The organism is Ruminococcus flavefaciens (assembly GCF_900143025.1).
In the GTDB taxonomy this organism is placed as follows: Bacteria; Bacillota; Clostridia; order Oscillospirales; family Ruminococcaceae; genus Ruminococcus; species Ruminococcus flavefaciens_I.
Genome location: NZ_FRCT01000019.1, coordinates 42534 through 66710 on the forward strand (window position 1 = coordinate 42534; position 24177 = coordinate 66710).

A 24177-nucleotide genomic window follows, 5' to 3' on the forward strand; every position below is an offset into this window, starting at 1 on the left:
GATGAAAATGTGAAAACGGCGTTGAGCCGTCAATTATGAAAATATGAAAAATCACAAGATGGAGGGAATATTATGTTAAAGAAATCAGCAAAAAGAACCTGTGCAGGCATAATGAGTCTGGCAATGCTGTTAGGTACAGCAGGACTCTTTCCCACAGCAAAGGTTTCAGCAGCTTCAGGCGTAACTATCAATGAGGTTTGTCCGAAGAATTCCACATACGCTGCTCCTGACGGAGGTATGTACGACTGGGTAGAGCTTTTCAACAGCTCGGGAAGCCCTGTGGATATCAGCGGCTGGGGACTTACAGACAAGGCTGAGACTCCTTATAGATTTACTATCCCGTCGGGCACTGTACTTCAGCCGAATCAAGGCAAAGTATTCTTCTGCGACGGTACAGCAGGCGAGACAAATGCTTCTATAGCACCTTTCGGCCTTTCCACAAGCGGCGAAACTCTTACACTTACAGATGCTTCGGGCAATATAGCTTCACAGATAACATTCGGCGATATGGCTAAGGATACTTCCTACGGTCAGTATCCCGACGGCAGCGGAGAGTTTTATGTTATGTCTGCAACTCCGGGCAAGAACAATGCTGCTCCCGAGGGTTCAAACGCAGTAAGAACTCCTTCATTCTCAGCCGAGAGCGGTTTTTATGACACAGGCTTTGCACTTACACTCGATGTTCCGCAGGGAACTACAGTTTACTATACAACAGACGGAAGCGACCCGACAACAGAGTCTGAAAAGTACACAGGTGCTATCACAGTCAAGGATATGACAAGCGAGCCCAACAAGTACAGCGCAAGAACAGACGTTACAGCATACACAGATATACTTGCTCCCGATGAGGGCGTACTCAAGGCAGCAGTAGTTCGTGCTATAGCAGTTGACGCACAGGGCAGAGCAAGCAGCATCGTTACAAAGACATATTTTATCGGTTCAGCTAATGTTGAGCGTTACAGAAATATGAAGGTCATCTCACTTGTTACCGATCCTTCAAACCTTTTCGATTACGAAAAAGGTATTTACGTAAAAGGTAAGGTATACGACCAGGGCGGCAACGGCATGGGCTGGGGTATGCCAGGCATGGGACAGCAGCAAGGTCAGCAAGGTCAGCAGGGCGGATTCAACTTCAACTTCGGCGGTGACCAGAACGGCGCACAGCAGGGCAACCCACAGCAGGGTCAGCAGCAGGGTAATCCACAGCAGGGCGGCTTCAATTTCAACTTTGGTGACCAGAACGGTGCTCAGCAGGGTAACCAGCAGCAGGGCGGTTTCAATATGGGCAATTTCAACCTCGGCGGAGCAGGCGGTCCTGTTGTAACTTCTGACGAGGAAGAAGCAGATACAGATGAAACAGTATTCGACAGCATCAGCCTTGACAGCATAGATGCTCCCGAGATACTTGCAGACGGCGACGATCAGCAGCAGGCTGGCGGCGCACAGCAGGGCGGCTTCGGCGGCTTTGGCGGTTTCGGAGGCGCAGGTGGATTCGGCGGCTTCGGCGGTCAGCAGCAGGGTGACGGTGCAGCAGCAGGCGGTCAGGAAGGCGGCGCAGGCGGCTTTGGTGGCTTCGGAGGCGCAGGCGGATTTGGCGGCTTCGGCGGTCAGCAGCAGGGCGACGGTGCAGCAGCAGGCGGTCAGGAAGGCGGCGCAGGCGGCTTTGGTGGCTTCGGAGGCGCAGGCGGATTTGGCGGCTTCGGCGGTCAGCAGCAGGGCGACGGTGCAGCAGCAGGCGGTCAGGAAGGCGGCGCAGGCGGCTTTGGTGGCTTCGGAGGCGCAGGCGGAGCTGGCGGTTTTGGCGGCGGCTTCAACATGGGCGATATGGCATTCATGTCACAGGCTAACTACAACCAGAAGGGCCCAGAATGGGAGCGTCCGGCTAATATAGAGATATTTGAAAACGGCAAGAGCGTAGTTTCACAGGATGTAGGCATCAGAACAAAGGGTGCTGCTTCCCGTGCATGGGCACAGAAGAGCTTCAATATCTTTGCTCGTCAGGACTATGGCAAGAGCAGTGTAGAGTACGATCTCTTTGACGGTGAGGCTACAAAGGCTAAGAACAACAAGGTAATCGATACATTTGACGGTTTCACTATCAGAAACGGCGGTAACGACAACATGGCAGGCTTCTTCCGTGATTCTGTCGCACAGTCACTTGTTACCGACAGAGCTATGACTACACAGGCTACAAGCGAGTGTATCCTCTTTATCGACGGCGAGTTCTGGGGTATTTACCAGCTCATGGAGAAGTATAACGCAGATTACTTCAAGTCACACTATGGTATAAAGAAGAATGACGTATGCTTTATCAAGAACAATTCTCTTGAGGACGGCAACGATCAGGACCTCAGCGAGTGGAACAACCTTCTCGGAAACCTCTCAAGAGTTGATATGACACTTGATGAGAATTATCAGAGAGCTTGTGCAGAGCTTGATATGCAGAGCTTTATCGACTATTTCGCAGCTCAGATCTACTGGGCTAACCACGACTGGCCAAATAATAATACAGGTGTATGGCGTTCAAATGCTGTAGATCCTGAAAATCCATATGCAGACGGCAAGTGGAGAATGGTACTGTTTGATACAGAGTACAGCTCTAACCTTGCTGACAAGGTAAGTGAAACAGGTCCAACCTTCAACAGCTTTAATCAGGCTGCAGGCGGCGGAATGGGCGGCTTCGGTGGATTCATGGGCGGAGGCGGAAGTCTCAGCGGTGCATTCTCAAATCTTATGAAGAATCCTACATTCAGACAGCAGTTTGAGCTCAGCTTCATGGATATGGCTAACTATAACTTCGATACAAAGAAGACAACAGCTGCTATCAACTACTATAAGGGCTTTAAGCAGCAGATACTTGATACATATAAGCGTTTCCCATCTTCAAAGAATATTCGCAATGAGCAGACATTCGAGCAGGATTATCAGCTCCTCGAAACATTCTATAACACAAGATACGGCAATGTTACAAGTCAGATGAAGAACTATATGAACCTCACAGGCAGCCTTGCTACAGTTAATGTAAGCAACGACAGCAGCAAGGGTTCATTACAGCTCAATACTATCAAGTTTGACGACTCTATGAGCACATGGAGCGGTAAGTACTTCACAGACTTCCCTGTAACAGCTAAGGCAACTCCAAAGGAAGGCTACAGCTTCGATCACTGGGAGGTAACAGGTGCAACAGTATCCGATACATCTTCCGATACAATTACAGTACCTGTAAGCGAAGGCGTTACTATCAAGGCTGTTTATAAGACAGGCAGCTCTGAGCCAAGACCTGTTGTAACAACTACTACAACTACAACAACAGCTCCGAAGGTAACAACAACAACTACTACATCTTATGTAAAGCCTACAGAGTTCACAAATGTTACATTACTTGGTGATGCAAACTGTGACGGTCAGGTTGACCTTTCAGATGCAGTTATGATAATGCAGGCTCTTGCAAATCCTAATAAATACGGTGTAAAGGGCAGCGATGCAAAGCATATGACAGATCAGGGGGCTGCAAACGCAGACGTTGACAAGTCAAGCGCAGGCATTACTGCAAACGATGCACTGAAAATTCAGGAATTCCTCCTTGGCAAAGGCTCTCTCTAATTAATTACTTACTATACGCAAAAAAGCTGCACGATAATGTGCAGCTTTTTTGTATTGTGTACGTGCGGCGTTTGCAAGTGAGCAGAACTAAGAACTAAGAACTAAGCAGGGAACACCGTTCTCGGCGTTCCAATGTATAACACACAATATTATGTATTAAAAAGGGCGCACATTAGGCTGCTCCCCTTAACGGAAAAAGCGGGCTACCGAGCCGTAAAGTAACGGCTCATATTTGGTAACCTGCGATTCCGCCAAAGGGGGCTCCCCTTGTGCGCCCACCTAATGGCTAAAGGCTAACGGCTCAGTTTAGCCCCTTGACCTCTGTATAATAGTATACCGCAAGCTGAGTGCGGTCGCGGAGCTCAAGCTTATCCAGGAGATTGCTGATATAATTCCTTATAGTGCCCTCACCGAGGAAAAGCTTTCCCGATATCTCCTTATTGCTCAGTCCTTCGGCAACAAGCTCCATTATTTCACGTTCCTTGTCGCTTATACCGTGAGCGGCAAAGTCGTATTTATCCTTTGGCTTCATAAGCTCGGGAAGCTTGTTCATTATAGTGCTTCCGTAGACGCTCTGTCCGCCCATGACTGTTTCAAGGGCAGGGACAATGCCGTCGAAGTCCTGTTTGAGTATATAGCCCTGTGCGCCCATATTCAGAGCCTTGATGATGTACTCGTCGTCCGAGAATGTGGTGAGATAGAGTATCTTTGCGTCGGGGAACTCCTTCAATATGACCTCACCTGCTTCTATTCCCGTCATGCCCTCCATGCGTATATCCATGAGGATAACATCGGGCTTTATCTCTCTGTACAGCTCTATTGCTTCCTTACCGCTTGAACCCATAGCGGCAACAGTTACCTTGCCCGAATTTTCGAGTATAGTTTTCAGTGAAAGTGCAACAAGCTTGTCGTCATCTATAACAATAATGTCCATAACTGCTCCTTTGCGGCATATGCCGTGACCTGATCTTTTCATTATTATATCATAGGGGCGATCATTTTTCAAGTGAAGAATGTGACAAATGTCATATTGAAAAACTGACTCCAGACACTACAAAACACTTTTCATGTGCGGTATAATGATTACAGTAAAACACAACAGGGAGGAACTGCTATGGAAAACACAGTTATAAAAATAAATAATCTTGTAAAACGCTACGGCGATCTTATCGCACTTGATCACCTTGAACTTGAAATAAAGCAGGGTGAGATATTCGGACTTCTCGGACCTAACGGCTCGGGCAAGACCACTACAATAAACTGTCTGCTTTCACTTCTTGCCTTTGACAAGGGCGATATCGAGATATTCGGAAAGAAGATGACACCTGTAAGCTACGACATCAAAAAAGAGATAGGCGTTATCATGCAGAACGTCACCGTATTCGACGAGCTTACAGTGTATGAGAATATCGACTATTTCTGCGGACTCTATATCAATGACAAGGCAAAGCGCAAACAGTATGTTGAGGACGCTATAAAGTTCGTAGAGCTTGGAGATTTCAGAAAGTTCTATCCGAAAAAGCTTTCGGGCGGACTTCTCCGCAGACTCAATATCGCCTGCGGCATCGCTCACAAGCCTAAGCTCATAATCCTCGACGAGCCAACAGTTGCGGTAGACCCGCAGAGCAGAAACCGTATCCTTGAAGGCATACAGGAGCTCAACAAAAACGGTGCAACAGTCATCTACACCTCACACTATATGGAGGAGGTAGAACAGATATGCACACGCATCGCTATCATGGACAAGGGAAAAAAGATAGCCGAGGGCACTAAGGACGAGCTCAAGCGCATGATAAAGAATACCGAGACTATCACTATCGAGATACTCGATATCCCTGAGAATATACTCAAGGAGATATCAGGACTTCCTCACGTATACGATACAGACCTGAGCAACGGCAAGCTTACTGTCTGCTGCTCGGGCGGCAAGCATAATCTTACAAGAGTGCTTGATGTGCTTCAGAGGAACGAGCTCAGCTTCGGAAGAGTCTACACCGAACTTCCTACCCTTAATGATGTATTCCTTGAAATTACAGGAACAGCTCTCAGAGACAAGGAGGAATGATCATGTTCTTGCATATCTTTAAATATGAGCTGAAAAACGGTCTCCGCACAAAGGACCTTATCATATGGCTCATACTATTCCCCATACTTCTCGGCACCTGCTTCAAGATAGCTTTCGGAAGCATATACGAAAAGACCGAGAAATTCAGATCCATACCCGTTGCGGTAGTTGATGACGGAGATAATGCGGCATTCAGACAGGTCATAGAGAGCATAGAAAGTGCTGATGAGCCCTTCCTGAAAGCCACATTCACAGACAAGGAAAAGGCAGAAAAAATGCTTGATGACGGCGATGTTGAGGGCATAATCTTTACTGCTGACAAGCTCAGCCTTACAGTAAAGGAAAAGGGAATTAAGGAGACAATGCTCAAATCCTTTGTGGAGCAGTACACTGTCCGCGAAAAGATAGTTATGGACGCAATAAATACAGCTCCCGAAAAGGCACAGGAGGTCATTGCTTCACTTACCTCGGATACAGCTTCTTCATGTAAGGAGATACCTCTCACACAGGGAAATCCCGACCCGTATGTACAGTATTTCTACAACCTTATCGCTATGGTAGCAATGTTCGGCAGTATAACAGGTATGCATATAACCATACAGAATCAGGCAGACCTTTCACCTCTCGGCGCAAGGAACAACTGCTCGCCTGCACCAAAGTCAATAAGCATAGCTGCTTGTCTTGCAGGAAGCTACATCATGCAGACGGTTTGTATGATCAACTGCGTTACATTCCTTGCATTTGTGCTGAAAGTAGACTTCGGCGACAGATTGTGGCTGGTATATCCTTCTGCAATACTCGGCGGAATATTAGGTGTTTCATTCGGCTTCTTCGTAGGCTCTATAGCCCGTGTGAGCATTAAGGCAAAGACTGCGATACTCATGTCCGTATCAATGGCACTGTGTTTTTGCAGCGGTCTTATGGTAGGAAATATGAAGGCTGTTATCGCAGGCAAGATACCGTGGTTCAACAATATAAATCCTGCGGCTGTTATCTCAGACAGCTTCTACTGCCTCAATATCTATGAGGACTACGACCGTTTCATATCAAAGCTCATAACTATGGCAGTAACATCTGCTGCGTTCATAGTTCTTGGCTTTGTGATATCAAGGAGGAAGAAATATGCAAGTATTTAAGGCGATGTTCAAGGTAATGAGGAGCAGGCTCCCCTCAGCTATGATATATGTTGTCTGCTTTGTGGTCATCTCGGCAATTATTGCAAACGCTTCGACAAATGATAACAAGTTTGAAGCCAAAAGGCTGGATATAAGCATTTTTGATGAGGACGATACTCCCGAAAGCCACGCGCTGGCAGAAATTATAAAGAAAAGCAATGATATAGTTGAAATAGAGAAGGATAAGGATACCATTTTAGATTCACTTTACTACAGAAGGATAGATTATGCACTTATTATAAATAAGGGTTATGCCGATAAGCTCAGAGCAGGGGAAACAGCAGAGCTTTTCAGCAGCTATCATCTTGACGAAAGCTTTTCTGTAGTATATATGGGACAGTTCCTTGACGAGTATGTAAGCACAGTAAAGGCATATCTCAATATGGGCAAAAGCTTTGACGAGGCAGCTGCAAGCGCAGAGCAGGCTTTGTCTCAGAATGCAAAGGTAAATATGCTCAGCAGGATAGACAAGGGCGGCAATTCACACTTCAGCGTTGATTTTGCAGGCTATTTCCAGTATATGCCATATATACTCATATCTATAATCATCAGTGTTGTAAGCCTTGTGCTTGTAACTATGAACAGGAAGGATATACGCTTCCGTACGAACTGCTCCTGCCTTAAAGAGTCAAAATACACCGCACAACTTTTTATCGGAAGCTTTGTATTTGTGTTCTTCATATGGCTGGTATTTATGATATTCGGAGCAATACTCAACAGGGAGATGTACACAGGCAGAGCATGGCTTGCAGTGCTCAACAGCTTCATATTTGCAATTGTAGTAGCAACAATGGCAGTGCTTGTAGCAAGCTTTGAGCCAAAGGATAATGTACTCAATCTTATCACACAGGTTCTGGGACTGGGAATGAGCTTCTTCTGCGGAATATTTATCCCTGTTGAGGTACTGGGTGACGGTGTGCTTTCAGCAGCAAGGTTCCTGCCTGCATACTGGTATGTAAAAGCTAATAATATGATAGCAGACATCACACCATACAGCTTCAGCGAAGTTGTTGAGTGCTATCTCATACAGCTCGGCTTTGCAGCAGCAATGATAATAATCACACTGCTTGTCCGCAAGGTAAAATACAGCGGAGCAGCTATCAGTACAGCCGTTAAGAAAAAAGCACTTACTCATTGAGCCCTTAGCCTGTAGGGGACGGCGTCCTCGACGTTCCACCAATGCATAATTATGGTGCCTGCTGCGTGGGCGACCAGTGGTCTTCCCTACATTTTAAGTTGTCTGTGCAGGCAGACAACTTAACTCTCAACTAAAAAACAGCCGCTTGCATTGTGAATGACTCACAAATGCAAGCGGCTAATTTTGTTTATAAAGTAGAATATAAAAACTGAATTTTCAATAATCAATGCTTTTCCGTTGAAAAAGCAGCTTTTTCAGCCCATAAGTGAAAGACGTTTTGTCATAAAGAGAAAATGGCAGTTGATATTAATGTCTGCAAAGCAGCCACCATAACTCTCAACTGGCTGTTCACTCAGCAAGCTGTTTTTTAATAATGCTGCATATTTCTTCCTTGTGCTGCTGGAAGTAGAAATGATTTCCTGCAAATGGATACAGGCGGCATTTGCCCTCTGTAAATCTGCTCCAGCTGCTCATATCAACGTTTTTCATCAGCGGGTCCTCAGTGCCGTAAAATACTGTTATATCACAGTCGAATTTTACCTCATCGGGAGAAGCGGAATAGCTTTCAGCCATACGCACATCTGTACAGAGTATGCGGTTGAGTATACGCATAAGCTCCTCATCGGCAACAGGGGCATTTGAAGAAAGGGCATTAGCGGAAAAGAACGAAACTATCTCTTCATCTGAAGCAGTATTCACGTTCTCAAAGCAGTGTACGTCCTCATCGGGCGGATTTTTTCCCGAAAGGAAGATATGACAGGGCTGCGGGAGTCCCTTTGCCTTTGTCTGCTTAACAAACTCTGTTACAAGCACCGTGCCCATACTGTGTCCGAAAAGCGCATATTCGCCCTTGATATCCTCAGAATGTTTTTCTATGAGGTCTGCAACACAGTCATGTATATTATCCAGCAGAGGCTCTGAGGGGCGCGTAAAGCGTCCTGAAAGCTCCATAGGGATAACAGTCATATCCTTTGGAAGAAAACGCTTGAAGGAGCTGTAGCTCTTTGCCGAGCCCCCTGCGTGAGGGAAAAAGAATAATACCATATTATTCCTCGACAGGTGTACCCTTTTCGTTGAGGAGGTCGAATATCTCGCCTACCTTGCTGATAGAAGCGACCAGTGAAAGAGGTACATTGAGCTTGAATATCTCGGTTATTTCCGAGCCCAGACCGAAAAGTCCGAGAGAATCGAGATAAAGGTCGTCATAAACGTCAGTATCTCTTGTTATTTCAGAAGCGTCAACTCCGACATAATCGGAGATAGCCTGCTTGAAATCATCAAAATTAAGGTTATTCATTATTTATACTCCTTTTTTCTAAGGTATTTGAACTGTATCTTGCCGATATCCTTTGGTATCTCTTCAACGAGGACTACCTTATCGGGAACCTTGTAAGCCGAAAGCTTGCCGTCAAAGTATCTTGCCAGCTCGCCGCGTGTCACTCTTTCCTCGCCCTTAGGCTGGATATAAGCAACTATCTGCTGACCGATAACAGGGTGTGGTTCATCTGTAACGGCTGCGGCTGCTATTTTCGGGTGAGTAAGGAGACAAGCCTCAACTTCCTCAGCGTGAACCAGATTACCGCCGCGCTTGATGATACGCTTGCTTCTTCCTGCGAAACGAACTATACCGCCGGGGAGCTTGTTTACAAGGTCGCCGGTGCAGAACCAGCGTCTGCCCTGCTCGTCTGTGAGTATCTTCTCTGCTGAGAGCTCGGGATTGCCGAAATAATCAGTGATAACGCCGTCTGTATATACACAGAGCTCACCTGTTTCGCCTTCGGGAACATCATTCTTGTTCTCGTCTATAACGCGGATATCAGTGAAGCTGAGCTTCTTGAAGTCGCTCGGGTCTGTGCCATGATCTATAGCTGAATCCCATACTACCATTGTGCAGGTCTCGGAAGAACCGATAACGTTTATAACACGGATATGGAGCTTTTCAACGAAGATATCAGCTATCTCCTTTGGAAGCACCTCGCCTGCAAAGTAGCAGATACGAACGCTTGAAAGGTCGTATTTATCGAAATCAGGTGTAGAAAGGAGCACCTTTGCAAGTGTAGATGTGAGCTGTATAACGTTTATCTTGTACTTCTGAACAGTTTCGAGGAAGGTTACAGGATTGAACTGTGGCTGATACATAACTGTACCGCCCTTGAGCACCATCTGCTGACCCATACCGAAGCCGCCCTGATGATAAAGGGTCATACCCAGCATCATTACGTCATCTGCCTTGAATTCAAGGTAGTCGCCCATATCCTTCTGTGTGGAAAGGAAACCGCCCGAAGGTACAGAGAGTATCTTAGGAGTACCTGTGCTGCCCGAAGTGCAGGCAAGTGACATAGTATGGAGATAATCGGGCTCGTATATCTCGCACTCACTGCTGCCGTATTCTGCAACGAACTTATCAGCGGAGATATAGCAGCTGTCCTGTGGTATAACGCTGTCGTCAGCAAAGCAGATGACCTTGCCGAGAGCTATCTTTGAAGGAACAAGCTCGCTTACTGCTGCGATGATATTATTGTTTCTGTACTTCTCTGTTACGAACATTATCTTTGATGTTGTAGCAGGGATAAGCTTTGAAAGCTCGAAGGAGCCGCTCTGCGGATCCATTGGAACAGGCTGTGCGCCTATTCTTACTGCCGACCAGTATACCAGATACCACTCTATGCTGTTAGGCATACAGATGCCTACCTTGTCGTTTGCAGCGATACCTGTTTTCTTCATAGCAGAGCCGAGCTCCGCAGTCTTTTTCATAAACTCGCTGTATGTGAGTTCGTTTTCGTCTATTCTCAGAAGCACCTTGTCAGGTGTTTCCTGAGCGTATTTTCCGTAGTAATCGAAAAATTTCTCTGACATTATTTATTTCCCCCATTAAGTCTTTCAGCTATAAAGTCAGCCGCAATGTGCTTCACCCAGTGATACTGTTCACCTACGGGCATTGCGTGCATGATAGTTTCCTCGGAAACGTAAGCAGGCTTATCCTGAATGTGTATGCTCTCCTTATAGCCCTGAGCCTTGTCAAGAAGCTTCTGTGAAGCCTCCGGAGTCATCCAGTTGTCGTCGCTGCTGTATACCATAAGGAAGTCAGCCTTGTGAGTGCCTTCTTCAAGAGTTCTCATACCCTCAAGATAATCGTCGGCATACTGGTAAGAGCTCCACTTGCCGCGCTTCATCCATACAGGGATATTTCCCTGATCTGCGAAGTTCATAAGGAGAGGGAAGAGGCTTACACAAGCCTTCACCTTAGGATTTTTTACTGATGCGCGGAAGGCATAGCCGCCGCCCATACAGAGTCCGAAGTTTGCAATGTTCTTTTCGTTGAGCTTCTTGTGATTTTTGATGAACTTGTAAATGCCGTCGAAAGCAGCTTCTATCTGCTTGCCGCCGCACTTGATATTATTGTGGATTATAGCTGCACCTGCACCCGGCATATCAGGAGTAATGACAGCTACGCCTCTTTCGTTGAGAGGAGCAGCCAGCATTTCGAGCTCTTCCTTGCAGCTTCCTATACCCGAATAGGTGATAACAACAGGATAGTCTGTCTTTCTGCCTGAATCCGGGTAGTGGATATATGCAGGTATCTTTCCGAATTTAGTGTCTATCTCAACATATTCGATCTTGTTTTTGCAAAGCTTTATGTAACGCTTATAGCTCTCTTCAAGTCCCTTGTAGATCTCAGTCTTGTGTTCAAGGTCCTCAATATTTATCATAAAGCAGGCATAATGGCACTGTGTTACCATTTTTGCATATGCTTTTGCCGAGATCTTGTTTCCCTTTGCTTCAGCTTCATCGCGGAGCTGTGCATAGCGGTCTATTTTTGCGTGCCACTCATCGAGCCATATGCCCTGTATCTGCTTGCCGCTTTTTACTTTTATGTTGTCGATCTTCTTGAGAATGTACTCAAGGTCGAAGGGGTCAGCTCCGTAGAGGAGCGAACGTGTAGCTACTGGGTTAAGTAAATCTCTTATAGCCCATTTCATAATATTATCTTGTCCTTTCCATATAGGGTCAGCCTGTATAACGCCATGCTCCTTCCCGCGTCATTTCCGTGAACTGCATATATATGCGGTAGGGGTCAACGTGGGTGTGCTTCTGTATGAGAGCGAGCATTCTGTCCGCAAGCTCCTTCAGAAATTCTGCCTTGCTGTCTGCGCACTCCTGAGGAAGTATATAACGGAATTCTGCAAAAAACACGGTATCCTCGCTCTTGTTCATATACATTGAGCAGTCGTCGAGCATTACCATTATTGCAGGCAGGGGCTTTCTGAGTATCTCCGAAAGCTCTGCTGCGGCTTCATCAAGAAAGCCTGTGCGTGCAGCATCTGAAGCGAACCTGTAGTTAGTTTTCATCTGTGCTATCGGCATATCCTTTTATCCTTTCGATCTTTCCAACTTTTAAATTTTAATATCCTTCTATAATACTCTTTTCAATATCCCTTGGTTTGTATCTCAATTGTATTTTTTGAATACAAGAGTTGCATTGTGTCCGCCGAAGCCGAAGGAATTTGAGATAGCAACGTCTACCTTGTGCTCCTGTGGCTTATTCGGAACGTAGTTGAGGTCGAGCTCGGGGTCGGGCTCGTCATAGTGAAGTGTCGGGGGAACGATACCTGTTTCCATAGCCTTGATGCAAGCGATAGCTTCAAGTGCGCCGCCTGCGCCGAGGGTATGACCGATAGAAGCCTTTACAGAGGATACAGGGATATCGTAAGCTCTTTCTCCGAATACTTCCTTTATTGCCTTTGTTTCATAGAGGTCATTGAGACCTGTTGAAGTGCCGTGTGCATTTATGTAGTCAACAGCGTCGGGAGAGATGCCTGCATTGTCGAGAGCAAGTCTCATGGACTCAGCCATGCCTACGCCGTCTGTTTTTGGAGCTGTAAGGTTATAAGCCTCTCCGCACATAGCTGCGCCTGCAAGCTCGCAGTATATCTTAGCTCCGCGAGCCTTTGCCGACTCCTCGGATTCAAGAATGACAGTACCGCCGCCCTCGCCCATGATGAAGCCGTCGCGGTTCTTTGTGAAGGGGCGTGCAGCCGTAGCAGGGTCGGGATTTACCGACATTGCAAGAAGCTGATTGAAGCCGCTTATAACAAGATGTGTAACTGTATTTGAGATGCCGCCTGCAACGACCATATCACAGAGTCCCGATTCGATGAACTGCTTTCCGAGAGCCATAGCGTAAGCTGATGAAGCGCAGGCTGTGCTCACGTTGAAAGCAGGACCTGTAAAGCCGTACTTTATGGAAATAAGAGCAGGAAGCTCGTTAGGCATCTTCTTGAGAGTGATGTTCAATGGCTTTTCAAGCTCGTAGTCCTCGTAGGAATTGTCGATAACGCCGTATACAACGCCTACCTTTTTGCCGTTATAAGTAGCGATATCTATGCCGCAGTCTGCGATAGCCTCGCCTGCTGAAGCAAGTCCCATTCTTGTAACGGTGGTAGTAGCGTTAAGCTGACGCTTTTTCCAGTATTTTCCTGCCTCAGCCTCAAAATCTGCGTCAACCTCGGCAGCAACTGTAGTATCGTGATTATCCAGAGGGATACGTGTGATAGTTCTCATGCCGCACTTGCCTGAAATTAAGCCATTCCAGTAATCCTCGGCGGTATAGCCTATTGATGTAACGGCACCAATGCCTGTAATAACAACTTTTTTCATAAATAATACCTCATATCATATCTCAAAATGGTTTATACCAATATACTTTCCCATACATCTTTGCTCTGATGTATGTACGAGCCGAAGCCCGTTTTGCTGTGCAGCTCGTCAAGTGCTGCGAAAAGCGTATCTATGCCGTACCTTTCAAGGTATGCAGCAGGAGTCTCGGCGATACCGAGGGTATCCTGCACAGCTTCAAGAAGTACGCTTCTGTCGCCGCTGTATTCGCTTGCTGCATTTACGGTCTCGTTAAGGATAAGAGCTGCCATATAAAGAGGAGCTTTTTCACATGAGATTCCGTTTGCGGTCTCATGCTCCTTCATAAAGTCAAGGAAGCACATAGTATCCTTTGGGCAGCCTGCCTTCAGCCAGCCGTTCATTTTCTCACAGCCGTAACCGAGAAGTCCCTTGTTTCTCTCGATACGGAAGTTATCGGGGCTTCCGGCCATAAGTCCGAGACCTACGCTGTCGAGCACCTCAAAGGGCGGTGCAACGGGGAACATTTCTTCAAGTCCCTTGTTGAGCTCTTCTGTTGTGACGTTCATGCTCTCTCTGAGGTATATTGCGTGAGAGACCATACAAGCGAGTATCTGATTGAGATAAATATGATAGTCACCCGAAAAGACGATAGGTTTTTTGCCTGCTGTCTCTACCAGTTCGGCAGCCTTTTTTATACAGCTGTCGGCGGTATCGGGAAGTATATTTAGTTCTACGAATCCCGTGAGCTTTACGGGATAGAAGAAGTGAAGTCCGAAGCATCTTTCCTTATGGGGGATTCCCTCGAATACGGAAGCGATGTTCAGAGAGGAAGTGTTTGAAAGCAGGAGACAGTCCTCTGAAACTGCCGCTGCTGCCTTTGCGAAGATCTCCTTCTTGGCAGCCATGTTTTCAAATACTGCTTCTATTACTGTATCACAGCCGCTTAAAGCAGCTGTATCATCGGTGAACAGGAATGAATTCTTTTTGAACTCATACTGTTCCTCGGTTATCTTTTTGCGTTTAAGGCTCTTGCCAAGAGTTTTCAGAACTGCGGCGGTATTCTCCTCAGCTCCGAAAAGGTCGATAACTACGAATTGCGCATCGCTTAGCTTATCAAAGAAAAGTGAGAATATATCCTTTCCCATTTTTCCGTAGCCGATAATGCCTATTTTCATGTTTATGCCTCCTTGCTCTGCAAGTAGGAGGTCATGTAAGCCCTGTAGTTATCGGGGTCGAAGTCTTCACATTTTTCTGAGATATACTTTATAAGAGCCATTGCCTCGGCAGTGCCCTGCTTTTTTTCAGCGAAAATATCAGCCCAGCCAAGCTCAAATGCTTCCTCGGCAGGGATAAGCTCGCCTGACATTACCATTGTATAGGCGTTCTGTGTTCCGCATATCTCGATAGTTCTTGCAACTCCGCCCAGTGCAGGAAGTATGCCGAAAGTACTTTCGGGCTGACCTACTCTTGCGTTCTTTTCGATTATCCTGTAGTGGCTGTTTACAGCGATCTCGCTGCCTGAACCAATACAGAAGCCCGTTACCACACTGATCACGGGGAACGGGAGCTTGCGAAGAAATGTGAAGAAATGTTTTTGTCTGATGTGACCCTCGGGAAGTATGCCCGTTGAGTCGTCGTATGTCTCGTTGGCGGAGCGGTCTGAAAGTGCGTCTACATCAGCACCGACACTGAAATGTCTTCCTGCCCCTTTGATGATTAGTCCCTTGTAGATCCCCTTTGCAGCTCTTTCCTCGATATCAGCCATAACGGCTTCATACTCCTTGAAAAAGTCTGCTGTCATGAGATTATTTCCCGGCATATTCATTGAAAGAATGAGGATACCGTCCTGTTCTTCAAGTATCATACCGTTATTTTCATTCATTGGAGTTACCTCCGTTCTTGTCTGCCATAAGGCGGTAGAAGGCTCTCGACTCTATTTCGAGCACCTTTTCCGCAGGAGCTGTACGTGCTGCTGTAAAGCAGGCGTTTATCTCCTTTATCTGTTTTTTCGTCTTGTCCTTGAAAAGCTTACCGACATACTCATCAGCCTCGCCGCTTCTGAGGCAGAGATCAAACAGTGGAGCAAGCTTTTCGTCTGCATCGCTTTCAAAGGCTGCTGCTGTTATGAATCCGGCATTTGAGAGGAACTCCTTTACAGCGGAGATCTCCTCGCTGCTTCTGCCGATAACAGTGCTGCTCTGAGGATAAACGATGACGAGACAAGCGTCGCCGAGCTTTTCCTTTGCGTCTATAAGCTCGTAAAGCGATGATATACCATTAACCTTAACGGAAAAAACGTTTTCATTTATTGTCATTATCTTTTCCTTCTATGCAAGCCCTTAGTCCGTCGGGGATATCGCATATGATGCGCTCCTTGTTGACGTATACGAGCTTGCCTGTGACCTTGCATGATACAAGACCCGTGGTCTCGTTTATTATTTTATGCCTGTAGCTTACTATGCCGCCCGAGCAGGTGACCTCAGTGTCGATCCTTACCTCGTCCAGCAGGTGGAGCTCATGCATATATCTCTGGCTGCTCTCCATGATGACGGGGAAAAGCCCTTCCTCCTCAAGTATACCAAGAACGCCGCATACCTTGTAGAAGTTCCACAGAGCAGTTTCTGCATACTGAAGGTAAACAGCATTGTTTACGTGTCCGAAGGAGTCAAGCTCATAGCCCCTTACTGTGAGATGATATGAGGTCTTCTTCATTTTTCCGAAGCCTCCGCCAGAGCCGCTTCAAATTTTCCCTTTGACGGGTCTGTTACGCCCTCTGAGGCAAGATTTATCGTATCAATGATAGCGTGTATCTGAGTGAGGGATTTGCCGTTCAAAAGCTCCTTGACGAAAGCCTTTGTTTCGTCGAACGAGTTCCTGTTCTCACTGAGCTTTGTAACGAGACCCATATCCAGTGCTTCCTTTGCGCCGATCATTTCTCCGCAGAGTATCATCTGCAAAGCCTTTTCCTTGCCGAGGAGCCTGTAGAGCCTTTCCATACCGCCCATACCCGGGACTACGCCGTGCATTATCTCGGGAAGTCCGAGAAAGGCTGACGGAGAAGCTATCCTGAACTGACAGCTGAGAGCTATTTCGAGTCCGCCGCCGAAGCAGCCGCCGTTTATAGCAGCCGCGGTGATGATAGGGAGCTTTTCGATAGTGCGCAGAAGCTCTCTTGCGTTTTCAAGCTTTGCCGATAATTCGCTGCTGTCTGTTGTTCCGAACAGGGAAACATCCGCACCGTGTGAGAAATGTCTGCCCTTTCCTGTAATAATAAGAGCCCCTACCTGCGGATTTTCGTCCAGCCAGCCGAGGAGCTTCTTACGGTCTGCGAATTCGGGCTCAGTCAGAAGATTTTTCGGCCCGTTGTCAATTGTAAGTACAGCGATATTATCTTCGGCATAAAGCTCTGATAAATTTGTCCTTAACATTCAGACCTCTCACTGATTAACGATATCGTTGCCGTACTGATATATCTTGCAGAACATTTCAACAACATCGCTCATAGTGTCCATAGGAGCCTTGAGCATATACTTGCCGATGCTCTGGAGCTTGATATCAAGGTCGTACTTGTCGGCAGTCATCTCGATGAGCTCAACGAACATAAGTGAATCGCTTCCGAGGTCTTCCTGTGGATTTGTGTCCATAGTGATCTCGTCCTTTTCTACTTCACATTCTTCTGCGTAGTAGTCGAAGATCATATCCTTGATCTCCTGTCTGATTTCTTCTGTGATCTCTCTCATTTTTTTAAACCTCCAATTAATTTGCTTCCCCTTTTGCAAGGGATATGAAAAATTCACACATCTTCGAGAGTGTAAATTTTACATTTCCTGCTTACTCGTGAGAACTTGCTTACAGCACCGTTCGCACTAACGTCAAAAAATTCAGTCACGCCCAGTTCTTCAAGCTTGTTCAGTGCAAGATCCCAGCGGATCGGTGTATACACATTGAGCTGATTTTCTGTCATGACCTGTTTGCCTGTTGTCATAATCTCTCTGTTGAATATGGAAAGAATAGGATACACAGGGTCTTTATATTCTGTAGAAGCACAGAAATCAACGTACTCCTTAGAATATTTTTCCATTATCGGGTGGTGGTAGGCAACGCCTGTACCAAAGCTGAAAGCCTTGATAGCACCCTCGTTCTGACAGAGAAGAAGTGCTTTTTCGACAGCGTCTGCCCGACCGCTGACCATAACGTGGAATCTGGAATTTCCGCTGCCGATTATGATCTCGTCGGGTGAGAATTTGTCTGCAAACATCTCTTCGATGTCATTGTAGGAGAAGCCTATGACGATACCCATATCGAGCTTTTCGTCGTGCTCCTCAAGACAGCGCATTGTAGCGCGGTTCATCATGATTATGTCGTGAGCGAATTCATGCGGTACAGCACCGAAACAGCTGCTTATGCTGACTATTCCCGAGCTGTATCCTGCACCGATGTCAGGGATTATGCCTTTTTCTATGTAATGTTCAAATACGACTCTGTCGCAGATGAGGGAAATGATCCATTCCGCAACTCTTCCGTCGTAAGCTTTGTTCTTTTCAAGATCTTTATTGAGTCCGAGCCTTCCGAATGCAGTTTCCAGGTAGAATTCGTACTTATCCATGAGTTCAGGCGGCAGGTTTACGAGAAGCTTTTCAGGTTTTGAACCTATACCGTTGAACAGGAATGCTCTGTTGTACATTATTTTATCTCCTTATATATTATAGATATATCTTAACACCTATTTAGTTTGCTGTCAATAGATAAAGTCTTAATTTTGCAATTTTTGAGCAAAACGTTAAAAAAATCACAGTCACATAACAAAATTTTATAAATTAGTGTTATTATACCATTTGTTATATATTTTTAAACAAAAACAGGGGACACCCCGGGTTACCCTTTAGGGGGACTATTCAACGCTATATAAAGGCACAGACTGTGTTAATGATAGACTGTGTATCATTTTGGCAGTGCCAAAATTGGTTTGACCTTTTCAACAAAATCGACGCAAACTAACATGATTAAGTATATAATTTCTATATAACGTAATATGCATTTTGGTAGTTTCATGTACTTTTGCCCACCGCAATTTTTGAAAAAGCACGGCATTTTTATTTCATTTTACAGGTGTTGTAAATGCAGTTTTTTACAGTGAAAAAAACAAAAGCCTTTTCTGTTTTTTAGAAAAGGCTTTTGAGAATGTTGCTGCGATTATTTTTCACGATTTTTAATAAGTTTTGCTTTGAAAAGTGCTGTTCCGACTGCGCCTGTGATGATAGTACAAACGATCATTTCAACCAGTGCGTTTACTCCGACGAAGCTGATGATGAATGGGATAACACTCTTGCCTTTCATAAGTCCCTGAACGTATTCTGTGTTGCCGAACAGGAACACCAGTGACAGCATGAAGAATGCAGTGTTCATAAGGGCTGTAAAGAAGCCTGTGATGAAGCACGAGATCCTTACGTCGGCGAATTTTGAAATGCCCTGGAATATAAGACCTGCAAGGAAACCGTCAAGCAGACGAGGTACGAAACGCTGGATAAATGCGAAGGGGAGATTGATATCTACCAGTATAGCTCCCATACCGCTCAGTATTCCGATACCGAAGCACTGTAAAAAGCTGAATATACCGAATACTCCGCCTATGATCGCACCGCCTATGGGTCCGAGAGCTACGGCAGCTATTGCGATCGGAATGATGTTCAGCGTGATTACCAACGGACCTACCGGGATAGAGCCGATCGGCGTGAACGAGAATACCGCTATGATCGCTGTCAGCAAACCGAGCAATACCATTGTCTTGGCATCAAACTTAAAACTTTTCATTTTTGATTTCCTCCTTGTTACTACTCCCGTTTATAGGGATATAATACAATGCATATAATACATATATGATATCACATTTTGTAAAGGTTGTAAAGGACTCAATCTACAGAAAAATGTTAACAACTTGTTCTCAAATAGTACATATGTTACAAATAAAACATTTATAAGGGTATGTTTTTCAATTGAACTAATAAATTGATTATACTTTGAGTATACTGCAATAACGGAGAAACGCAGATGAAAATAAGCCTTTAGTCAACTGGCATTTTAGAAATGGTTGACCCAATAAGGTGGTTTTTTGTGGAACTTGCTATTGAAAATCCCAAAGTTGCGTTAATGAAAAACAATGTGCACAAATATTCTAAAAATATTTATGAAATTTAGTTAGTGTTAAAATATTGCAATTTGTATACCACTATGATATAATATAAGTGCAAAATTCTGTAATACTATCATAATGCGGACAAGCAGAAGGTACCTTTACGGGGAATTGTAAAAAATAAAGAAAGGATTGGTTATGACCATGAAAAAATCTTTGGGGAAAAGATTTTTAAGCGGCGTTACATCCGGAATACTTGCGGTCACCTATGCCCTGCCGACAAGTCTTCCTTCAGCTGCGGCTGAAGATGGAACGTCAGACCCGAAATATGGCAAAGAGTATGCAGTCGAAGATATACTCAGTGAATACGCATACTTTATTCGGGAAGATGCCAATATAGGCAACCACACGGTCGGCTCGATCGCCATAGGCGGCACCGGAGTTATAGATCACTTCGGTGAAGGTGCTGTATCACCATCGTTTATCGGCAGGATCGAAAAGACAGGAAACTACCAGCAGGAAGCCCCGTTCCTTTATGGCGATGACATAAGAGAACGCTATAAGGGTCAGCCCGTTTACTATCACGAGATAAACGAAGAGCTCTCTTATCTTACAGGTGAAGGCTCGAAGTTCCAGAAGATAGATAACGACTTCATTGATTTTGGCAGTGCGTTCGCTAATTTCACCGAATGGTCGGAGGCTAAGAAAAATGCTTCCGATGCTTACAGGTTCAAAATCGACGATCTTGAAGAAAGAGAGCTCTGGTACGGCAATAATATCAAAGTTATCTCAATTGATTTCGACACTATGCCTTCAAGCATCGTCATTCCTAAGGACGTATTTGAAGCCGCTGACCTCATAAGCCTTAACGGCGACATAAAAAAGATCGCTACAGGCGGCTATACTATCACTCTTGAGGACGTAGACAAGGCTAATCTTACATTTGACGGAAACAGCGAGGGCGGCTTCAAGCTTGTTGAGTTTGCAGGCGTTGAGGCAGGCAGAAACACTACTGCTTTCCACGCTCTGGGCGACAGCGAGATCACTCAGAACGGTCAGATAAACCTTGATGCGGGAATGAACTTTGTATGGAATTTCCCTGATTCATCAGAGGTAAACTTCAAGTTCGGCGGCGGTCATGTAGTTGCTCCGAAGGCTTCCTACAGCAATGGCGGCGGTAACAACGAGGGAAGCATAATCGCAAAGAGCATTTCTTCCACAACGGCAGAAGCTCATTTCTATCCCTTCAGATCCTTCTCAAAGAAGGTATCGGATATTACCTTCTCAAAGATCAAGGACACTACAGAGATCACAGAGTCTACTGCTGACAGCTACAGCGTAAAGAACGCAGGCGAAAAGATCAGCGGTGCTCATATGGTACTTACACTTGATACTCCCGAGCATGAGGGAGATACCCTCAGCGGTGTTATCTCAAATCTTGACAGCAAGTCTGTTGAGGAGGGCAAGCCCGTTATCAGCGGAAACACTATCAAGTGGACTACAGTTGATACTCCTCTTACATTAAAAGGACTCCCCGACGGAAAGTATATCCTCAGCGAGGAAAATGCTCCTGACGGCTGTCAGCCGATAAAGTCAACAGTCCTCACTGTAAGCGAGGGCAAGGTGACCTCGGATAATGTTTCGGGTGTTATCACAAAGGATAAGACTGCTTCCGAAACAGCTTCGGTAATGGCTGTTGATGAAGTATACACAGCATTTATCCGCAAGGCAAGAAATGTTGCAGAAGGTGTTGACGCACCTGTATCGGGAGCTGTTCTCAGACTCTCGGGCGTTGATGAATACGATCAGCCTATAGATATGTCTTCCGTAAGCGCAAAGGACGTAATGTACTTTACAGACTACGGTCACGGAATACAGCTTGGCGATGTTGATTCACAGCTCGCTGCATACAAGCTTGCTTCAAACAGCATAGCAAATACCGCAGCTGACAAGAAGGCTTCATATGAATTCTGCACATCAGGTTCTACAGTAGCTTTCACAGGTCTCCCGGCAGGTACTTATACTATCGAAGAGCTCTCTGCTCCTCTCGGTCTTCTCTCCGCAGCTTCAAAGACTTTCGTTATCTCAAAGGATACGAACGGAAGACTTGCAATGACAAGCGGCAAGGATTCGGGAGCTTCAAATGACACAGTAACACTTTACGACAATGAACAGCTTATTAAAATAAGTAAGGCTGACATTGGCGGAAACATTGTTGAGGGTGCTGAGTTCGAGCTTTCGAGAACAGATAAGAATTCTCTCGGAAACGTTTCTGTTGCAGCTGAGGACGACGAGGCTTACGACAGGATAATCGAGCTCGTTGATGCTTCTGATACAGACAGCGACGCGTACAATGACAAGGCAGTTGAGATACAGCTCAACGGTACACAGTCATTCACAGTCCGCGGAAATACAATGAATCATATAAGTGTAAACGGCAAGGCTGTTAACAGCAGCAATAAGCAGAACACTTATATATATGAGGGCAGTGCGTCTGATACGCTCGTTATAAGCGGTATGTACGAAGGTGATTATACCGTAGAGCTCGATGACGGAACAGAGTTCATCATTCACTGCGATAAGGGCAATAAGGAAATATCAGAGATAACAGTTTTCTCAAAGCCTGTAAGCTCTGATAGCAAGGCAGATCTCAAGGACAGCACAGCTATCCTTTCAACTGACAAGCAGACCATTTCTTTCAAGGGCGGCACTGTAGATATTGCCAGCCTTGACGACGGCGAGTACGTTCTCAAGGAAACAGCAGCACCCAACGGTTTTGCCAAGGTCGAGTCAGAATTCGTATTCGAGATCAAAAACGGTGAGGTCACTTTAAAGAGTGCCGATACCACAGGATTTGCTGTCAAGGACGGCAACAATATCATTATCACAGACAGTGTTTCTGAGATAAGCATTTACAAGTACTATGATTCAGTAGGAAATACAACTCCCGAGGACTCTAAGCAGGGTGCCGAGATGAAGCTCACCTTCGTCAAGGGCTCTGAAAAGGCAGCTCAGGAGATAGTAGGTGCAAAGAACTTAAAGGTCGGCGAGTCTGCAAAGTGGAACTCAAAGCGTGAGAACCCAAGAGTATTCATTGGTCTTATGGACGGTGAGTACCTCCTCGAAGAGGAGAAGGCTCCCGAGGGCTATGAGGCTGCCGAGCCAAAGACTATCATCATCAAGGACGGCATCATAGCAGGCGACGGCACATCAGAGTACCTCCTCAACACAAAGAAGGGTACTATCACTCTTGACAAGAAGGCTCTCGGCGGCGATTACATCGCTGAAGGAGAAGTCGAGTTCACTATCAAGCCAAACGGCGGCGGTGCTACACTCAAGGGCGTAAGCATCAACGGCAGCGAAGAGCTTGGTGATGTGAAGGAATACAAGTTCAACGGTCTTACCTCAACATTCAAGGGACTGAAGGACGGCGAGTATATCCTCGTTGAGGATACAGCTCCCGCAGGCTACTCTGTAGTATCTGAGTTCAAGTTCACTGTTAAGGGCGGCAAGGTCGAAAATGTAGAGAGTGCCACAAACGGCAGATCCTACAAGGACGATAATGGCAACATCGTAGTTGAAGATGCTCCTATCGTAAAGCTCAGCAAGGAAGCACTCGGCGCAAAGCCAATTTCCGAGAGCGCAGGCAAGGCAAAGTTCACACTCATCGCAAACGATGAGGGCGCAAGCCTCAAGGGTGTCAAGATAAACGGCACAGAAGTAACAGAGGATACAAAGGAGACACAGTTCGAGGGCAACGCAGTTGACTTCGAGTATCTCGGTGCAGGCAGCTATACTCTCGTAGAGGATACAGCTCCTACAGGCTACTCTGTTGTAACAAGCTTCAAGTTTACTGTTGATGAAAAGGGTAAGGTATCAAACGTTGAGACAACTACCAACGGAAAGTCATACATCGGCAAGAACGGTGAGATAGTTGTTGAGGACGCACCTATCATCAAGATAGACAAGAAGGAAGTCGGCGGAACACCTATCCCCGAAGAAGCAGGCAAGGTAAAGTTCAAGCTTACAGCTGAGGGCGAGCAGACTCTCGAAGGTGTAAAGGTAGACGGCGGCGAAGCAATCGGCAAGGGCGTCAAGGAAGTTGAGTTCGAGGGAAACACTTCTGAACTTGAATATCTCCCTGACGGAAAGTACAGCCTTGAAGAAACAGCTGCACCTGACGGCTACACAACAATCACAACATTCACATTTGAAATACAAGACGGTGTTGTAAAGAATTCTTCCGTTGTAACAGACGGCGACAAGAAGGTATCAGATGACGGAAAGACCATTGAAGTATTTGATACAAAGTCAGTTATCAAGATAGACAAGCAGGCACTTGGCGGAACTCCTATCCCCGAGAGTGCAGGCAGGGCAAAGTTCACACTTATCGCTAACGACGAGGGAACAACTCTCCAGGGCGTTCAGG

At 45.9% G+C, this 24177-nt stretch carries 20 protein-coding genes; 5 read left to right on the forward strand and 15 right to left on the reverse strand.

All coding sequences use genetic code 11. The annotated features are described in order from the left end of the window. The first annotated feature begins 72 nt into the window (after nt 1–72). Nucleotides 73–3603: a CotH kinase family protein gene (locus tag BUB28_RS17535; RefSeq protein WP_072952294.1), complete on the forward strand. Its 3531-nt coding sequence runs from the start codon at nt 73–75 to the stop codon at nt 3601–3603. A 301-nt stretch (nt 3604–3904) separates the two neighbouring features. Here BUB28_RS17535 and BUB28_RS14725 read toward each other — a convergent pair whose 3' ends face one another. Next, nucleotides 3905–4537 carry a response regulator transcription factor gene (locus BUB28_RS14725; RefSeq protein ID WP_072952295.1) on the reverse strand — a complete coding sequence of 211 codons (633 nt, stop codon included), beginning with the start codon at nt 4535–4537 and terminating at the stop codon, nt 3905–3907. 180 nt (nt 4538–4717) lie between these two features. On the opposite strand from BUB28_RS14725, the gene BUB28_RS14730 reads away from it, so the two are divergent. From BUB28_RS14730 to BUB28_RS14740, 3 genes are read left to right on the forward strand one after another with little or no spacing between them, the layout of a single operon-like run. Next, nucleotides 4718–5668: an ABC transporter ATP-binding protein gene (locus tag BUB28_RS14730; RefSeq protein WP_072952296.1), complete on the forward strand. Its 951-nt coding sequence runs from the start codon at nt 4718–4720 to the stop codon at nt 5666–5668. Nucleotides 5669–5670: 2 nt separating this feature from the next. Beyond that, complete coding sequence (locus BUB28_RS14735) at nt 5671–6804, forward strand: ABC transporter permease (RefSeq protein ID WP_072952297.1); 1134 nt, start codon at nt 5671–5673, stop codon at nt 6802–6804. After that, complete coding sequence (locus BUB28_RS14740; RefSeq protein WP_072952298.1) at nt 6791–7981, forward strand: ABC transporter permease; 1191 nt, start codon at nt 6791–6793, stop codon at nt 7979–7981. Before BUB28_RS14735 ends, BUB28_RS14740 begins: the two co-directional genes overlap by 14 nt. 348 nt (nt 7982–8329) lie before the next feature. On the opposite strand, the gene BUB28_RS14745 is transcribed toward BUB28_RS14740, so the two are convergent. The 14 genes from BUB28_RS14745 to BUB28_RS14810 all read right to left on the reverse strand — a co-directional run bounded on the left by BUB28_RS14745 (nt 8330) and on the right by BUB28_RS14810 (nt 19429). Beyond that, a complete protein-coding gene (locus BUB28_RS14745) occupies nt 8330–9025 on the reverse strand; it encodes a thioesterase II family protein (protein WP_072952299.1) in 696 nt (231 codons plus the stop codon). A 1-nt stretch (nt 9026) separates the two neighbouring features. Next, on the reverse strand, nt 9027–9278 hold the full coding sequence (locus tag BUB28_RS14750) for an acyl carrier protein (RefSeq protein WP_072952300.1): 252 nt from the start codon (nt 9276–9278) through the stop codon (nt 9027–9029). Continuing rightward, entirely contained in the window at nt 9278–10837 is a 1560-nt protein-coding gene (locus BUB28_RS14755; protein WP_072952301.1) for a class I adenylate-forming enzyme family protein, read from the reverse strand. Before BUB28_RS14755 ends, BUB28_RS14750 begins: the two co-directional genes overlap by 1 nt. Then, nucleotides 10837–11961: an alpha/beta hydrolase gene (locus BUB28_RS14760; RefSeq protein WP_072952302.1), complete on the reverse strand. Its 1125-nt coding sequence runs from the start codon at nt 11959–11961 to the stop codon at nt 10837–10839. The genes BUB28_RS14755 and BUB28_RS14760 overlap by 1 nt, the downstream gene beginning before the upstream one ends. 28 nt (nt 11962–11989) lie before the next feature. Next, nucleotides 11990–12346: a tautomerase family protein gene (locus BUB28_RS14765; RefSeq protein ID WP_072952303.1), complete on the reverse strand. Its 357-nt coding sequence runs from the start codon at nt 12344–12346 to the stop codon at nt 11990–11992. 84 nt (nt 12347–12430) lie between these two features. Continuing rightward, complete coding sequence (locus tag BUB28_RS14770) at nt 12431–13639, reverse strand: beta-ketoacyl-[acyl-carrier-protein] synthase family protein (protein WP_072952304.1); 1209 nt, start codon at nt 13637–13639, stop codon at nt 12431–12433. A 32-nt stretch (nt 13640–13671) separates the two neighbouring features. After that, the gene (locus BUB28_RS14775; protein WP_072952305.1) at nt 13672–14793 is read right to left on the reverse strand and encodes a 3-hydroxyacyl-CoA dehydrogenase family protein; all 1122 of its coding nucleotides are present in this window, start codon (nt 14791–14793) and stop codon (nt 13672–13674) included. A 2-nt stretch (nt 14794–14795) separates the two neighbouring features. After that, nucleotides 14796–15500, reverse strand: coding sequence for an enoyl-CoA hydratase/isomerase family protein (locus tag BUB28_RS14780; protein ID WP_072952306.1), 705 nt, complete (start codon nt 15498–15500; stop codon nt 14796–14798). After that, complete coding sequence (locus BUB28_RS14785) at nt 15493–15933, reverse strand: hypothetical protein (RefSeq protein ID WP_072952307.1); 441 nt, start codon at nt 15931–15933, stop codon at nt 15493–15495. The genes BUB28_RS14780 and BUB28_RS14785 overlap by 8 nt, the downstream gene beginning before the upstream one ends. Continuing rightward, a complete protein-coding gene (locus BUB28_RS14790; RefSeq protein ID WP_072952308.1) occupies nt 15920–16330 on the reverse strand; it encodes an acyl-CoA thioesterase in 411 nt (136 codons plus the stop codon). The genes BUB28_RS14785 and BUB28_RS14790 overlap by 14 nt, the downstream gene beginning before the upstream one ends. Next, entirely contained in the window at nt 16327–17046 is a 720-nt protein-coding gene (locus tag BUB28_RS14795; RefSeq protein WP_072952309.1) for an enoyl-CoA hydratase/isomerase family protein, read from the reverse strand. Before BUB28_RS14795 ends, BUB28_RS14790 begins: the two co-directional genes overlap by 4 nt. Before the next feature lie 9 nt (nt 17047–17055). After that, nucleotides 17056–17358, reverse strand: coding sequence for an acyl carrier protein (locus BUB28_RS14800; protein ID WP_019678946.1), 303 nt, complete (start codon nt 17356–17358; stop codon nt 17056–17058). Between the two features lie 53 nt (nt 17359–17411). Beyond that, nucleotides 17412–18302 (reverse strand): ACP S-malonyltransferase, encoded by an 891-nt coding sequence (locus BUB28_RS14805; protein WP_072952310.1) that lies wholly within the window; start codon nt 18300–18302, stop codon nt 17412–17414. 509 nt (nt 18303–18811) lie between these two features. Continuing rightward, the gene (locus BUB28_RS14810; RefSeq protein WP_072952311.1) at nt 18812–19429 is read right to left on the reverse strand and encodes an ECF transporter S component; all 618 of its coding nucleotides are present in this window, start codon (nt 19427–19429) and stop codon (nt 18812–18814) included. A 523-nt stretch (nt 19430–19952) separates the two neighbouring features. Here BUB28_RS14810 and BUB28_RS14815 point away from each other — a divergent pair. Beyond that, on the forward strand, nt 19953–24177 hold a 4225-nt coding region (locus tag BUB28_RS14815), incomplete at its 3' end, for a SpaA isopeptide-forming pilin-related protein (protein ID WP_081373553.1).

What these genes read in the sequence shown, in the direction of transcription:
- BUB28_RS17535 (WP_072952294.1), top strand. Translation starts at nt 73, where the DNA reads ATGTTAAAGAAATCAGCAAAAAGAACCTGTGCAGGCATAATGAGTCTG.
- BUB28_RS14780 (WP_072952306.1), bottom strand. Translation starts at nt 15,500, where the DNA reads ATGAATGAAAATAACGGTATGATACTTGAAGAACAGGACGGTATCCTC.
- BUB28_RS14755 (WP_072952301.1), bottom strand. Translation starts at nt 10,837, where the DNA reads ATGTCAGAGAAATTTTTCGATTACTACGGAAAATACGCTCAGGAAACA.
- BUB28_RS14765 (WP_072952303.1), bottom strand. Translation starts at nt 12,346, where the DNA reads ATGCCGATAGCACAGATGAAAACTAACTACAGGTTCGCTTCAGATGCT.
- BUB28_RS14795 (WP_072952309.1), bottom strand. Translation starts at nt 17,046, where the DNA reads ATGTTAAGGACAAATTTATCAGAGCTTTATGCCGAAGATAATATCGCT.
- BUB28_RS14775 (WP_072952305.1), bottom strand. Translation starts at nt 14,793, where the DNA reads ATGAAAATAGGCATTATCGGCTACGGAAAAATGGGAAAGGATATATTC.
- BUB28_RS14800 (WP_019678946.1), bottom strand. Translation starts at nt 17,358, where the DNA reads ATGAGAGAGATCACAGAAGAAATCAGACAGGAGATCAAGGATATGATC.
- BUB28_RS14785 (WP_072952307.1), bottom strand. Translation starts at nt 15,933, where the DNA reads ATGACAATAAATGAAAACGTTTTTTCCGTTAAGGTTAATGGTATATCA.
- BUB28_RS14750 (WP_072952300.1), bottom strand. Translation starts at nt 9,278, where the DNA reads ATGAATAACCTTAATTTTGATGATTTCAAGCAGGCTATCTCCGATTAT.
- BUB28_RS14805 (WP_072952310.1), bottom strand. Translation starts at nt 18,302, where the DNA reads ATGTACAACAGAGCATTCCTGTTCAACGGTATAGGTTCAAAACCTGAA.
- BUB28_RS14760 (WP_072952302.1), bottom strand. Translation starts at nt 11,961, where the DNA reads ATGAAATGGGCTATAAGAGATTTACTTAACCCAGTAGCTACACGTTCG.
- BUB28_RS14730 (WP_072952296.1), top strand. Translation starts at nt 4,718, where the DNA reads ATGGAAAACACAGTTATAAAAATAAATAATCTTGTAAAACGCTACGGC.
- BUB28_RS14740 (WP_072952298.1), top strand. Translation starts at nt 6,791, where the DNA reads ATGCAAGTATTTAAGGCGATGTTCAAGGTAATGAGGAGCAGGCTCCCC.
- BUB28_RS14770 (WP_072952304.1), bottom strand. Translation starts at nt 13,639, where the DNA reads ATGAAAAAAGTTGTTATTACAGGCATTGGTGCCGTTACATCAATAGGC.
- BUB28_RS14725 (WP_072952295.1), bottom strand. Translation starts at nt 4,537, where the DNA reads ATGGACATTATTGTTATAGATGACGACAAGCTTGTTGCACTTTCACTG.
- BUB28_RS14810 (WP_072952311.1), bottom strand. Translation starts at nt 19,429, where the DNA reads ATGAAAAGTTTTAAGTTTGATGCCAAGACAATGGTATTGCTCGGTTTG.
- BUB28_RS14735 (WP_072952297.1), top strand. Translation starts at nt 5,671, where the DNA reads ATGTTCTTGCATATCTTTAAATATGAGCTGAAAAACGGTCTCCGCACA.
- BUB28_RS14790 (WP_072952308.1), bottom strand. Translation starts at nt 16,330, where the DNA reads ATGAAGAAGACCTCATATCATCTCACAGTAAGGGGCTATGAGCTTGAC.
- BUB28_RS14745 (WP_072952299.1), bottom strand. Translation starts at nt 9,025, where the DNA reads ATGGTATTATTCTTTTTCCCTCACGCAGGGGGCTCGGCAAAGAGCTAC.